At 31.9% G+C, this 14,031-nt stretch carries 15 protein-coding genes; 1 reads left to right on the top strand and 14 read right to left on the bottom strand.

What is annotated here, in order from left to right; translation table 11 throughout:
• Positions 1-24 precede the first annotated feature (24 nt).
• Complete coding sequence (locus MHH85_RS05085) at positions 25-408, bottom strand: hypothetical protein (RefSeq protein WP_340706138.1); 384 nt, start codon at positions 406-408, stop codon at positions 25-27.
• Positions 409-834: 426 nt separating this feature from the next.
• On the opposite strand from MHH85_RS05085, the gene MHH85_RS05080 reads away from it, so the two are divergent.
• A complete protein-coding gene (locus MHH85_RS05080; protein ID WP_340706137.1) occupies positions 835-1,398 on the top strand; it encodes a recombinase family protein in 564 nt (187 codons plus the stop codon).
• A 245-nt stretch (positions 1,399-1,643) separates the two neighbouring features.
• On the opposite strand, the gene MHH85_RS05075 is transcribed toward MHH85_RS05080, so the two are convergent.
• The 13 genes from MHH85_RS05075 to spo0A all read right to left on the bottom strand — a co-directional run bounded on the left by MHH85_RS05075 (position 1,644) and on the right by spo0A (position 13,681).
• Positions 1,644-2,969 (bottom strand): phage portal protein, encoded by a 1,326-nt coding sequence (locus MHH85_RS05075; RefSeq protein ID WP_340706136.1) that lies wholly within the window; start codon positions 2,967-2,969, stop codon positions 1,644-1,646.
• A gap of 188 nt (positions 2,970-3,157) precedes the next feature.
• Positions 3,158-4,753 (bottom strand): DNA packaging protein, encoded by a 1,596-nt coding sequence (locus MHH85_RS05070; protein WP_340706135.1) that lies wholly within the window; start codon positions 4,751-4,753, stop codon positions 3,158-3,160.
• A gap of 3 nt (positions 4,754-4,756) precedes the next feature.
• Positions 4,757-5,164 (bottom strand): hypothetical protein, encoded by a 408-nt coding sequence (locus MHH85_RS05065; protein WP_340706134.1) that lies wholly within the window; start codon positions 5,162-5,164, stop codon positions 4,757-4,759.
• A gap of 159 nt (positions 5,165-5,323) precedes the next feature.
• Positions 5,324-6,133: a hypothetical protein gene (locus MHH85_RS05060; protein ID WP_340706133.1), complete on the bottom strand. Its 810-nt coding sequence runs from the start codon at positions 6,131-6,133 to the stop codon at positions 5,324-5,326.
• A gap of 179 nt (positions 6,134-6,312) precedes the next feature.
• On the bottom strand, positions 6,313-6,498 hold the full coding sequence (locus MHH85_RS05055) for a hypothetical protein (protein ID WP_340706132.1): 186 nt from the start codon (positions 6,496-6,498) through the stop codon (positions 6,313-6,315).
• Positions 6,499-6,692: 194 nt separating this feature from the next.
• Positions 6,693-7,700 (bottom strand): replication/maintenance protein RepL, encoded by a 1,008-nt coding sequence (locus MHH85_RS05050; RefSeq protein WP_340706131.1) that lies wholly within the window; start codon positions 7,698-7,700, stop codon positions 6,693-6,695.
• A 467-nt stretch (positions 7,701-8,167) separates the two neighbouring features.
• Positions 8,168-8,347, bottom strand: coding sequence for a hypothetical protein (locus MHH85_RS05045; protein WP_340706130.1), 180 nt, complete (start codon positions 8,345-8,347; stop codon positions 8,168-8,170).
• Positions 8,348-8,422: 75 nt separating this feature from the next.
• Positions 8,423-9,292 (bottom strand): SU10 major capsid protein, encoded by an 870-nt coding sequence (locus MHH85_RS05040; protein WP_340706129.1) that lies wholly within the window; start codon positions 9,290-9,292, stop codon positions 8,423-8,425.
• A 61-nt stretch (positions 9,293-9,353) separates the two neighbouring features.
• Positions 9,354-9,791, bottom strand: coding sequence for a hypothetical protein (locus MHH85_RS05035; RefSeq protein ID WP_340706128.1), 438 nt, complete (start codon positions 9,789-9,791; stop codon positions 9,354-9,356).
• Positions 9,792-9,919: 128 nt separating this feature from the next.
• Complete coding sequence (locus MHH85_RS05030; protein WP_340706127.1) at positions 9,920-10,054, bottom strand: hypothetical protein; 135 nt, start codon at positions 10,052-10,054, stop codon at positions 9,920-9,922.
• 1,187 nt (positions 10,055-11,241) lie between these two features.
• Positions 11,242-11,379: a hypothetical protein gene (locus MHH85_RS05025; protein ID WP_340706126.1), complete on the bottom strand. Its 138-nt coding sequence runs from the start codon at positions 11,377-11,379 to the stop codon at positions 11,242-11,244.
• 334 nt (positions 11,380-11,713) lie between these two features.
• Positions 11,714-12,688, bottom strand: coding sequence for a tyrosine-type recombinase/integrase (locus tag MHH85_RS05020; protein ID WP_340708124.1), 975 nt, complete (start codon positions 12,686-12,688; stop codon positions 11,714-11,716).
• 201 nt (positions 12,689-12,889) lie between these two features.
• Positions 12,890-13,681 (bottom strand): sporulation transcription factor Spo0A, encoded by a 792-nt coding sequence (gene spo0A, locus MHH85_RS05015; protein WP_038184908.1) that lies wholly within the window; start codon positions 13,679-13,681, stop codon positions 12,890-12,892.
• Positions 13,682-14,031 lie beyond the last annotated feature (350 nt).

Genomic DNA, 14,031 nt, shown 5'->3' with positions numbered 1-14,031 from the left:
TTGTATTTTCATATTGTTTACAGTTCAATATTTAATTGGAATAAAGTCCACATACATACCTGTTTTCAAATAAGGCTCTAGAAATGAACGAACTTCAGAATCAAGGTTTCCTCTAAGCCCTAAAAACCGACTAGTAATCCGTTGTCTTTTTCTATCAATTAAGTCACATAAAATTTCATATCTATCATTTAATGCCTGTAAACGCGCTTCATGTTCTATTTGATTGTATTTGATTAATTCTAAATCATACATTTCACCAAATTCTTCAAGTAACCATGGTTTCCTATCCTCATATTCCTTATACAGTCTATTTAAATCTTGGTTATCTAGATAATCATTTTTCCATTTTTCTACATAACCTTCTAATCTATTAATTTCTTCAATAAGGTCATCTCTCATTTTCTTCAATTTAAACATTTTTTTAGTTATTTTTTTATCTCATTGATTTTATCCATTCTCATCACCTCATAAATACATCAATATATATTATAGGTTTCTTACTAATTTATATCGATTAATTACTATATTTTTTTCACAGGTGTGTAAAATGACATGCTATAGGACAAGTTTACAAATCAGGGTGATTGACTATTAAAACAACCTCTAACATCGTGTTTCCGACCATATGCTGAGTATCCAAATTGAGTACGTAGTCTTGTAATACTATTACCGTCATTCTATAACTTCACGAATGCAATCCATGCATCCTCCATAAAACTTAATACCCTATTTAAGTATCATATATTTTAATATTTGACACCATTACACATCTATTGGTATCATTGACTTATAAAGGTGTCATATATAAGTGTCAACAACTAAGGAGGATATTATATGAAATATGGATACGCTAGAGTTTCAACTGTTCAACAAGATTTAGAATCACAATTACAAACACTCGCTAATGAAGGTTGCGATAAGATTTATTCAGAAAAGTATACTGGCACTAAAACAGACAGACCACAATTTAAAGAACTCTTATCAAAAATAGAAACTGGTGACACTCTTGTTGTAACTAAACTGGATAGATTAGCACGAAGTATGACACAAGGTAGTGATATAGTTAAAGACTTATTAGAAAAAGGAATCAAAGTGAACATCCTCAATATAGGAATGATGGATAATACACCAACAAGTAAACTTATAAAGAATATCTTCTTTTCATTTGCAGAGTTTGAACGAGATATGATTGTTGAACGTACTCAAGAAGGTAGAGAGTTAGCAAGACAGAATCCAGAATACAAAGACGGTAGAAAACCAAAATACACTAAATTACAATTGGATCATGCAATTTCACAATTAGATACTCAATCATATAATCAAGTTGCAGATATTACAGGAATAAGTAAATCTACACTAATTAGAGAAGTTAAAAGACGTAGAGCCAACTCAAATTAACGAGAAGGTTCTTTTTTTATGCATATTTTTAAAAGTAAACTAATCTAGACACTTTAGTACGCAAAATTTTAGAGGTTGAATTTTTACTCTGCTAACCGTTTCACTTATATAATAATTATTAAATAGGACAGTTAGGTAGGATTTTTATAACAGGAGCGTGTAGACTAACATATACTTAATACTAATCAGCCTTGATATAACAACATTCCTGTTAAACTCACTCATATCCCACTTACTCATATCCACTACACTACTTCATTGACTGTTACAACATCACTGACACCTGTATTAACGTTTGATTTAGATAAGCGTTGTAACTCCATTGAGGTATCATTAGTGTAAGGTGATTTCTCTAATAGACTCTCTAAACTCATACCACCAATATCGTTTAACGTTTTAAGATTGTTAATGATCTCTGTATCATTACTTGGTAAATTATATTGGAATGTCATATTAAGCGTTTCAAAATCATCATCTGTAAACGTCTTACCTTGTAATGCTAACAACTTTCTAAACTTATTCAATCTCTCTTCAAACCCATCACGCATATAAACTTCATTCATTTTGGCTTTCACATCACCCAAATAGAATAGGATTTTAATACTCGTTTCAGAAATGTTGCTTACCTCTGCTCTATTCATACTTACAGCAGGAGTTGAACTAATATCAAGTAAACTTGAAAGCAACTTCTCATACAACGTATTGAACGCTTCTACATCTAAATTAATTGAAGCAAACCTAAATTCTGCACCGTCTTCTAAGCGTAATCCCTGCCCAACAATATTTGATTGCAAAGGTTCATCTTTTAAATCCATTCCAATCGCAATTGGCAACGGGTTCATATTTTTATAGACGGTGTCTGTGAATTTACTAATTAGATTTTCCATTTCATCTAACTTATGAATCCAACTATCTAATTCAGATTCCCCCTGCGTTTCACTCATATCATTATCAGTTCTATATAACACTGGTAAGCCACTCAAGTTAGGATATGATGCTACAAAGCGAATCTCTCCACCTTCATCATTATATTCAGTAACAGTATCCTTATCGTAAATAATATAATAGCCAATACCATCATTCACATAATGTTGAACAAATGCTAATTGCTCATTATTCTGATCATAGATTGGATAACCCTCTGAAGTATCTATGATCTTAGATTTAATCTTGTCATCTTGAATGTAAATATATTCGTATACCTCACCAAATTTAAGCAATTTGTCCATTAGTTTTATGTTCAAACGGTCAAACTTACCCTTCCGATTGATATTATTGATTGCCTTCACAACTTCCTCGTTACCTGTATATGTAACAGGATTAGCCAATAAGAAAGCCTTTTGAAAGTCTAACAACGTATTAGCATATTGGAGTACAATACGTCTTGGATTGTATATAACCCCCTTGTATTCATATGAAGGGGTATTTAAAATTGCATGATTTCCATTTAAGTACTCTTTTTTAGCAAATACATCGTTAATTCTCATTTGATTAGACGGCTCATTTACTAACGCAACAAACCAATGAGGTTCATTATTATATTTTGCTTTTATGTATTCTTGTAAATTCATTTTATTCCTCCTATTTATCTGACACGCTAAATTGACGTACTAGTTATCTGAAGCATACATTCAATACATCAGGTTATTATTTACTAAAAATTGAGTACCCAAATTGAGTACGCAGGTCAGAGGTAAACATTGTCTACCCCTGAGATGCTGATTTGCCACCCTAGATTATTATCCCAAAAGTTAGGGAATCATATATTCACGTAATAGCGATTCATCTTCATTGCTTGCACTGCCATAGCAACCGATATAACTAAGTCATCATGATTGTTTTTACCCTTTTTATTCCCCATCTTACCGTTATCGTCTTGGTAAATTTTCATTTCATTTAATGCTTCTAAACACTGAATATTGATAAGACCAACTTCAAAATGCTCTTTCATATCATTAATCAAAATAGGTTTAGTTACAGTTGTTGTCATGAAGCCTAATTGTCGGATTTTCTTACCCTTTTCATTGAATATTTTCTGCTTTAATAAATTTATGTATTTGTACTCTTTTCTCAACTTTTCAAGTAATGGCAAACCATATGAGTTACGCTCAACACATAAAAAGGCATAATTAAAGTACCTCCCCAATGAATCAACTATTTTAGCCAGTTCATAGACAGGTACTTTATTTGAGTAGAATGATGCACATTGTTCACCATCGGCATTGAAAATTGAAATGGTTGAATTATCTCCACCTGTACCACTCGCAACATCAACACCGACATAGTGTCTCATCTTAGATTTAGGATATTCATAAATAAACAATGACTTATTCAAATACTTATGTAACTCTTTAGGTAATTTAGCCATCGTATCTTTAATTGGTAGTGGTGCTTTAGCATATTGAATACGTTTAATAATTTTATCTGTATCAAATACTGATTTATTAGATGTAGAAAATGCTACTTCAGGTGAAATGGGAAATTCCCTATTCCACTTTTCCAAACTATTTGATTTTATGTAATAACGTCTATACATCAATTGTCGATATGTACAATCATACTTTTCCTTTATTCCAATCTCATCATGCTCAAGATCATCATATGTCATTCTGCAACCATTATTATTAACCTTAAACCATTCTTCGGCTTCATCAAATGAGTGCTTAAATTGATTAATGTAAGCATTAGAGAGCCATGAATAGAAGTGAGCCTTCCATACACTCTCCTTACTCCTATACGCTTCTATAAACATCTCTTGGTATGTATTAAAGCCCATTGCAGTAGACTCAATTATGATAGATGCTTGTCCATTCTTTGCTAGTGCTGGTATAGAAGTTGCAATGATTTCTTCTTGTGCTTCAGATGGATATTTAGCCATTTCAGATAAGTGAATTATTTGAAATGTATTCCCTGAAATTGAATCCTCTCCTCCTGCTGTAGCCACTTGAATACGTGATCCATTAGAAAAATACATTTCATCTCGATTACTTATTTCTATAGAAGGAAATAATTCAGGATACTTTTCATGAGGAAGTGAATTGTACATCTTTCTTAACTTTCTCAATAGTGATTGAGTTACTTTTGAATGGTGTGTCATCATGAGATATGAAGTGTCTGGCTTAGTCATTGCAGAGAATAACATATAACCTAGTGACATAGTGGTGAATCCGATTTGCCTTCCCTTACAAATAATATTGTACTTACCCATTTCATCAATAAATTGTGACTGTTCCTCATTGAGATTGAATGGGATACTGTCATTATTATTGTCGATAATCTGAATAAAGTTTTTGGCGAAAAGTTTAAAATCACTCATTATCTTATTCAATTTCTGTTGCTTAGTTAAAGTAGCCATAACTTAAACCTCCAATGATAAACTGTCATCTTCAGATTCTTCCTCAGTTGATCCAGTATTTAAAATACTCGCTGCCACTTTTACATTAGATTGTATATCTTTTTGCAATGATATAAACAATTTAATAGCCTTCTCATCACCTGTAACTGCTTGTTCTGACACTACCTTATAAATCTTTTCGTAATCCTGTGTCATCTTCATATTCATATATAAAATTGATAATGCCTTATATTCATCTGTCTTTTCCCATCTAAAGAAACTATTCATTGACTTGCGATTGACTGACTTTAAAAAATCATCTTCTGTTTTCAATTCTGTTGATTGATCAAAACGTAAATCTGGAAATTTATATCTAAAATATTTTGCTTTATTATCATCAATTTGTTTTATTGCTTCATGTAAATTTGTCATCTATTTTCCTCCATTCTTTTAGACTATGTTAAATTATATTTTTGATTTAAAACGAAAAAATAGAGTTGGCTCTACAAACGTGTAGAATCAACTCTATTTTCCTTGCATTATTAATCAACAAAAAAACAACGGATTAACATCCGTTGCTTTTTATAAATTTTAATAATTGAAAGAATTTATATATTCACGAACATCAGTTCTAATGGTTGGAGTAAGACTAATACCAAACCCACCGCCTCCTACACTTACGCCTACTGAGCCAGTACCTCTTTGATGACCATAATTAAATGCAATATTTGCTTTCCCTGAACCTTTAGAGTTTTTAATATAGAAAACTTGAGAAATACGCCCTGCATTATTCTGGGATGCATTTACTGTTACGCGTAAATCATGAGCACTTACAACGCCTCCACCGACAACAAATTTGGATGGTTTTGTTGATGAAGATAATAGAGTGCTACCGCCTGTTGAACTATTATAAAGAGAAGTCGAAGAATAGAAATCTACGACACTTCCGTTACTAGTTTTAAAATAAACACCTAAATCACTTGGAAGACCTACGGATATTTTATCAGTAAGATTGTTTACGGGATGCGATAACCAGCGGAAATCAGCATAAGCATAAAATGCTTTATATCCAGAAAGCGTACTATTCACCTTTACAACATCACCAGAAAATTTTAATTTGCTAGTAGAGATGGCAAAAGGAGTAATCTCATCAATATTAGACTCGTCAAAAGTGAATATCTCATCGAAACTAGAAACGATTTCTCCTTCACCCTCAACAATCATTTTTGCATCTTCAGTTGGCATTGTTTGTACTTGCTCTTCAGAAAACCCAATAGTTTCCGTTAGGTAGTCTTTTTCCTCATTCGTTAATTCTTGTTGATTTTCTTCTGCACTCACAACAATGCTAAAACAAAATAACATCGTCAAAAAAATACTTGTTATTCCCATTTTTTTAAGCATATTGAATCATCTCCTGTCTATATACAACCATAACAACTACTTCAATAAATTACAAGTAATTACATAAATTTATCAAAAAAACAATATTTGGAGTTATTTTAGACAGGATATGATATTCTAGTTTATATAGTTTTATTATCTTTTGTTGTACTGAGATAATAGAGTTATAAAATCTCATTTTACTTATTTAGTTTTCTATTAATGTTTACTAATAAACTAATAATAATAGAAAGTAAAGCAACAATAATAAGCCCTACAGAAATTACTAACCCATCAATATAATCTTGAAGTCCTACTGCGCCTAATACAAAATATATGATTATACTTAGTAAAAAGGTAAGTAAAAAAATAGGAATATATTTCATCTAATCCACCTCCTACGCAGACAAATTCCCAAGTTTTGTTGTATCAATTAACAAAAAACTACAATTGAAATAGCAGTAAAATATACCACTCTTATACAAATATAACATAAATATGCGTTTTTTGTTTGTATGCTTAATAATAACATTTATTCAAAGAAATCATTCTTCTCCTTCTTCAACTAACCTTTAACTAACTAAAAAGGTAAAAAAGTCAATGCTATATCACATTTATAACTTTCTTTCACCTTTATTTCTTCTTTGTATTTTTCTTCATGTTCTTTTCTTGTAATGAATACTTGCTTTCCATATACAACCTTTTCAATTGAAAATTCAGCATGTTCATTGACTACATATGTATTAGGTATACGATCATCTTTAATTGCTAAACTGAAACACTCCATGTTATAAATAGCCTTAACTAGATTATGCTCACGTAAAGCGTTCATGTAAGTTTGTACAGTACGCTCTGACATACCTGTTTCCTTTGCCATACGAATACGTGTCGCTTTAAAATCATCATTATATTTGTAGTTTTGATTTTTCAAGTAAGCATATAAATAGAATCCATTTACACCTAAATCCTTGTTGTTCATACAAAACTCAAATACTCGAATATCAATAATTGTGGTATTTTCAGCAAAATAAAAAGTGCCATCATATAAGGAATCCTCATAGACAACACTTTCATCATAAGTAGTCACATCTCTGAAAAATGCGAACACTGGATATTTAATTGTTTGTTTTAGATTAATATTGCGTTCCTTTTTCCAATCATGTACGAAGTTATGATACTCATCATTTAAACTAGATAATGTAGAAATTTTAACACGTTCATACATCATTCCATTTTCATCTTTCCATTCCTGTATGACAGGGAAATCGGAAGTTGAAATAGTTATGCCTTCGCTATCCAATAACCCATCTTTCTTTATAATGTAGTCGATAGGCTTATAATTCTTCGCATATCCTAAATCCACTTTAATATCACTCGTTGAAGGTACATGTATATCATACTTAACAAAACGATAAAGATATGTGTGATAGTACAGGTAGGCATATGTAAATGGTATGTGATTTGCTTTAATTTGCTTATTATCTTTCCAATCTAATAAAGTTGTAAATAATTCATTTGGCATTGCAATATTATTTTCATCTTCATAGTTAATAGTATACTTCTCATTAAATTTCACATTGTTTCTCATAGTCGATTCTCCTGTTTAACAGTATATTTTTCAGAAGGTTACAATTTTGCCATAGGGTACAATCGAGTTAATCATACTTACCTAATAATTATAAAATTGATAATAAAATTAAAAATTAAATAAGTAAGTATGAAACTAACAGTAACAGTAACAGTAATAGTAATAGTGAAATCACACAATCACCGTATAACTTGATTAAGTAATTATGGCAAATATATAACCTTCTGGATTTTTCAATTTTAATAGTTGATTAAGTCGTCTTATTTCTTCCACTCAGTCAATATAGTTTGTAATTGTTCAGTTTGCTTATACATAGTGAAAATTTTATTATCCTTCATACTACGAGCCTTCATAAAATAAGGTATGTTATTATCCTTGATGAAGTTTGATAATTTTGCATCATAGCAGAAAAAGAAATTTTTAATAGTTAATTGGTTTGTCATAATTAGTTTCCTCGATTCAGTATTTTAGTTTTTATTATTTGTATGACTCGCTAAGTATTTTTGTAATTCATCATCTAAGTGGAACATTGTAAATACGCCATTCGTTTTTAAGTTTCTTGCACGAGTTATGTATTTGAAGCCATATTCTATTAATTCATCTACAAATGCTTTGTTGTAGCAAAAGAAAAAGTTAGTTCTGTTCATGGAATCATCTCCTTAGTTTATCCTCATAAATAAAAATAGGAGGACGGTAATCCGTCCCCCACATTTCAATATGTATTATTTTGTAATTGTGATAACGCTAATACCTTTAGGTGAGCCTACCTTCATAGAATACTCACCCAAAATTTGCCCACGATTTGAGTCTCCAACTTTAGCAAGTGGTTCAAAGTGTGCTTCACGTAATGTTACCAAATCAACATAACTATCATTAAATACTACAATTTTGTCTGCTGGGATATGTTTAGATAGTACATAATTTAATGTTCCGTAATTTGTATTTATGCTATCTACAACAATTCCAAAATTAGTTGTAACGTGTTGATAAGAGTAGGAACCTTTGTAGAATTCATCTACTTGTTCTTTTGCATCTGCACCAATAAGTACATATAAATTACCTTCTGCAATGTCTTGATTCCACAATTTACGTGCTGCTTGTTTAGTTAAATCTACTGTAGTTGTAATTTTACCTGTTACCGCATTAGTAGTATCTGCAAACTCAATTAGACCACTCATTTTACGTTTACCACTTGTAGAACCATCATCTTTTAAGCCAATGATTAGAGTACGTTCCAGGTTTTGTTTCATTTCTACAAGTCGGTCTGTCACCTCTTGCGAAAGTTGATTTGCTTGCATGGCTTCACTCGATCCAGAAATTTCAACTGCCTTTTTAAATATTTGTAAAATATTATTGTACTCTTTACGAACCGATGCTTGGAATGTGTCTGTAACAGAACCCTCTGCAAATGTAAGATCATCTGTTGTATCAAGCGTTTTCTCTCTCCAGTTGTAGATAGTTGATAATGCTTTTTCTATATTCCCTTTAGACATTAATAAAGATGTAAGAGGAGTGCTCTGCTTGCCAATTTCGGCAATTTCCTTCGATAATGAGATTTTTTCGTTTGCTGTAAAGTTTTGTGATGTAAACATATGTACATTCTCCATTCTAATTTTAGTTTTTTATGTATGTCATTCTATATATTGAAGGGAATTACTTCCCGAACAATCCTTGCAATTTAGCACCGATCATACCAGCAACGTCTTTCTTTTGACTTGCTTCTTCATATTGAGTAATTGAAGTTGACTCTTTAGGAATATAGCCACTTTGAACTTTCATTTGATTCACAATTTCTTTCAAAATAACGATTGATTGAGTTAATTCTTTTTCATCCGAAACCTTTAATAGTGGTGCAAATAACCCTAAATCATTTTCTTTTAATGTGAGATTGACTTCTTTATTAAACAGTTCATCCTCACGCTTTTTAAGATTGATTTCAGTGTCTGTGAGAGATTTAGGAACTTGTCCCTCCAATTCCTCTACTTTAGTTACCAAAGCATCATAATCAACCTTTAAGACTGTTTCAGCAGGTGTATCATTAACCTGTTCATTTTGTTCATTTGTGATAGTTTCTTGTACTACTTCTTCCATTCCGAATTCCTCCATATCGTTTTAAGATACCTAATGCTCTCTGTGAGCTGTTTTAGCTATTACTTGTAAATGTTATAGAATAATCTATTAGAGACACTCACTGGTCACATGGTCACCCTAGTGATTGATTATTCCTTGTATCCTTTAAATTCTTTCTGTAACAACATAATATTGTCGTGTACTTCATCCAGTTTGCGTTGAAACCTTTCAAACTCTGTTTCACCGAATAAAGCAATTCGTACTGATTTGATGAATTTTGACATAATGACATTCCTCCAAATGATTTAATTTTGTAGTGTAAATTTGAATCTATATAAAAAAGCCACCACTTATGATCAAGTAGTGACTTAATTATCGAATTGTCGAATATATTAAAAATATAATACTAATGTTCTTGTGACTTTATACTTCTTCCTTTAGATAGCATTATCTCAAAATCGCTGTACCCATTGGGAGAGTAGAGCTGGAGCCACTTTCAGAAAAATATTTTTCTTAGAAAATCGCTGTACCCGTTGGGGGAGTAAGGCTCATGACGTTACTCTATTTTATAACATCTCTTTTCCTCTTCCAAAGTTTTTATACATATGTATACACTATCCTTTCCTTTATAGACTATTATACATTTTCATGCATAACCTTTGGGAGAGTAAGTTTCAAGTTATTTTTCAAGAAATAAAAATTTCATATGAATTGCTACACCAATTGGGAGAGTAAGTTTCAAGTCACTTTTTATAAAGTCTTAATAACTTCACATTTTATTGGTGTAATTTGAACTGAAAGTTAAGAAATGCCGTCACATCAATGTTTACCATTTTTTTCAAATGTATAGAAACTGCATATAGAGTGAATGTGACCTTAACTCTATATTATATATTAAGACTTTCTCTATCCTTCCTATTGGGGACGACATAAAGCCTTATGTATTAAGGGGTGCGAGCATTTTTTCGGAACATTTTCTGCAAAAATAGCCATTTTTACGTTTTTTTTAATTTCTCTATCCATAAGTACCATTTGCAGTCGACTCTTGTACACGCTGGGAGAGTACGGCTATAACTATCGTTCTATTTTATAACATTTATTTCTCTTCCTTTGTAGACAATTCTTATTGTCACCGCATAATACTAGTAATTATCGAATGATATTGTGATTTATATTTAAATGTTCACGAATTCTAACATTTTAACACTAATGAATAACGTATAATATCTACATTCAATAACCGTTACAAGACAAGTATTTTTTTGCTCTTTAATTACTTGACTTTGCCTTACGATCTTTGGCACAAAACTGATTGCTTGGCTCAGGCTTGGCGATAATTTGTCTGCCTAGTTTCCAAATAGACAAATATAATCTACTCGGAACAAGACAGACAATAATCCCACAAAACGTCATGATGGACGAGTATTGTATGACCTTGTTTTATTGCAAGTTTCTCAACTTCACATTTCTACTAATCTTCCATTGCCCCTGACAGTTCATAATTGCTCATACATGCGATCATACTTGTACAAGTTAATGTATATCCGACTTTGCGGAACTCTACAACAATTAATCTACGAAATGTGCTACAACGTCCGTGAACGTTCAATTCTACCACTCCTAGCCTTTAATGGTTGCTAACACCATTCAGATACAACGGAAAACAAGGAATCCGTCAGTTGTATCCTAGACTTATTTATCGCATCGGCTAAGTCATAACCTGTCAAGTTTAGTTATTGGTGTTATTTGGCTATCCACCAATGAGCGTAAACATGACCTCATTTCACCTAAAAAAGACAATAGGAAACTAGACCTTTGACATTTCCACTTTTTTTAAAGTAAAATGAAGGCGTGTTAAACACTCATATTCAGTTGTATTTGCGTGTAGCTGTATTGAGTTGAGAGGGCAAGTGAGTGCAATCACTAACCCTCTTTTTTTGCGTTTAAATATCCAAATTGTTTAATGGACTATGTTTCTGATACTTCTTTCCTATTTCTCTATCAGTTAAATCAAGATATGCCTTCATTGTCGTTTCAACACTTGAATGCCCTAGAATACGGCTAAGTGTAGCAAAGTCCCCATTTCCTTCTATTAAATAATACTTAGCAAAGTTGTTTCTCAATAGATGAGGATGCACATGTAAATCAATACTTTTCCCTTTTCTCCTCACCGTTGTTTCGAAATTAGTTACATCTAACTTCGTTCCTCTTGTTGTAGGAAATAAATATGGACTATCACTATAGCGGTCTCTGTGTTGCATCCATCGTTTTAAATCAACTGACATTTTATGACCAAAAAACACATAGCGTTCATGTCCATTCTTCGAATTTTTAACTAGAATTGACTTAGTACGATAATCAACGTCTTCTGGTAATAACGAACAGCATTCAGTTGCTCTTAAACCTGTGTCTAAAATCAAACGTAGTTGTATCCATGTTCGATATTCGTGAAATTTAGTGAGATTATAAGCACCTAACATCAATTTAATTTCTACTGGTGATAATAGTTGTTTCTGCTTTCGCTTCGGTTTAATCTTTTCTACAGTATTCATGGGATTTTCAATAATTTCTTGTTCCATTTTCAAAAAATTAAAAAATACCTTCATATTCCTTGTGTAATTTGCTATTGTGACATCGCTCATTGGCTTTTGATAATCTTCTCGTCTATTTGGATAGTTAATGTCTAAAGACCTATCTGAAGCCGTAACAGTGTATTTACCCCTACTTCTCAAATACTTAATGTAATGTCTTATATGGGATGATTTAACCTTTGAAGCATCTTCAATTTTCAACTCCTGTTTTAGATAATTGCCGAATAATGTTAATGTTTGCTCATAGCTCTTTAATGTCTTTGTAGATAAATGTTTAGCATCACAATGCAACATGAAACTATCCAACTGTAAATCGAATTCTGTAATCTGCCTCTCTTTTGAACGCAAAAAAACACACCTCCAACTTAATCGAATTTTTGTAAACTCAATAAATGAAAGTGCGCTAGTATTTACACGCATATATTTAGTTAATTATAGGTTCAATAAAGTAGTTTATCGGTGAATAATTTTGCAGTCTGACAACTGATAACTACCTTAAAACATTGATTTATCAATATCCTAACCCTTTCAGCTAGCAACCGTTTCAATACGAATTTTATCGGCAATCATGGCGATGAATTCGCTATTTGTTGGTTTGCTCTTTAAGTGATGGACAGTATAACCGAACATTTTCGAAATAGATTCATAGTTTCCTCGGTTCCAAGCAACTTCAATAGCATGACGAATAGCACGTTCAACACGTGATGATGTTGTATCGAATTTTTTCGCTATATCTGGATATAAAATCTTCGTAATCGAGCCAAGTAACTCAACATCCATATATACCATTTGAATAGCTTCTCTTAAGTATGCGTAGCCTTTAATATGAGCTGGCACACCGATTTCTTTTATAATACCTGTAATCGTTGCATCAAGTTGACGTTGATCCATTTGTTGTGGCTGTGACCCTTGCAGAACGCTTACACGTTTTGTTTTTTCTGTTTTATGACCTGCACATTGTAAAACTTTTGAAACAAGACGATCAAATTCAAAAGGTTTTAACATGAAATACGATGCACCTAAGTCCACTGCTTGTTTCATTACATCTTCTTGGCCAAATGCCGTTAGCATAATCACTTGAACATCATTATAAATTTCGTTTTCATGCATAACTTCCAAAACCGCTAAACCATCCAGGTGAGGCATGATAATATCTAATAATAGAACATCTGGTACTTGTTCCTCTAACATTTTCAAACAAAGTTTACCGTTAGGGGCCGTTCCGATGACTTCAATTTCTGGGCTATTTTGTAGATACATCTCTAATGTACGAACTAGTTCCCGATTATCATCTGCAATTGCAACTTTTACTTTTCGCATTATTATTTCCTCCTTTGTGCTTGCGCTTCCGTTAAACACGATCAAAACCGACAAGATGAATTAAAGTAAACTCGTTTTTGATACAAAGTGGATAATTCGACTTTTTTGCAAGAATACCTTTTATTCTTAAAAAAATAAGTATGTAGACATAGAGATACTATGTATTTCGACAGTATTCATTCATTCCAAACAATTTGTCGATTATTTGTCACTTTTATTGTAACAAAAGTAGCAGAGAAAAAGAATGCTTTTTATCACATATTCTTTCCAATAAGAACATTTCTAAAAAAAAGCTGCACCAGCTTCCCTGGTGCAGCTTAAGTTTAATGGATATATAAAAGCACCTTCCT

This window comes from Viridibacillus sp. FSL E2-0187 (genome assembly GCF_038006425.1).
Taxonomy (GTDB): domain Bacteria; phylum Bacillota; class Bacilli; order Bacillales_A; family Planococcaceae; genus Viridibacillus; species Viridibacillus arvi.
The sequence above is the reverse complement of the archived record's forward strand: the minus strand, read 5'-3'. Positions and strand labels throughout refer to the sequence as shown.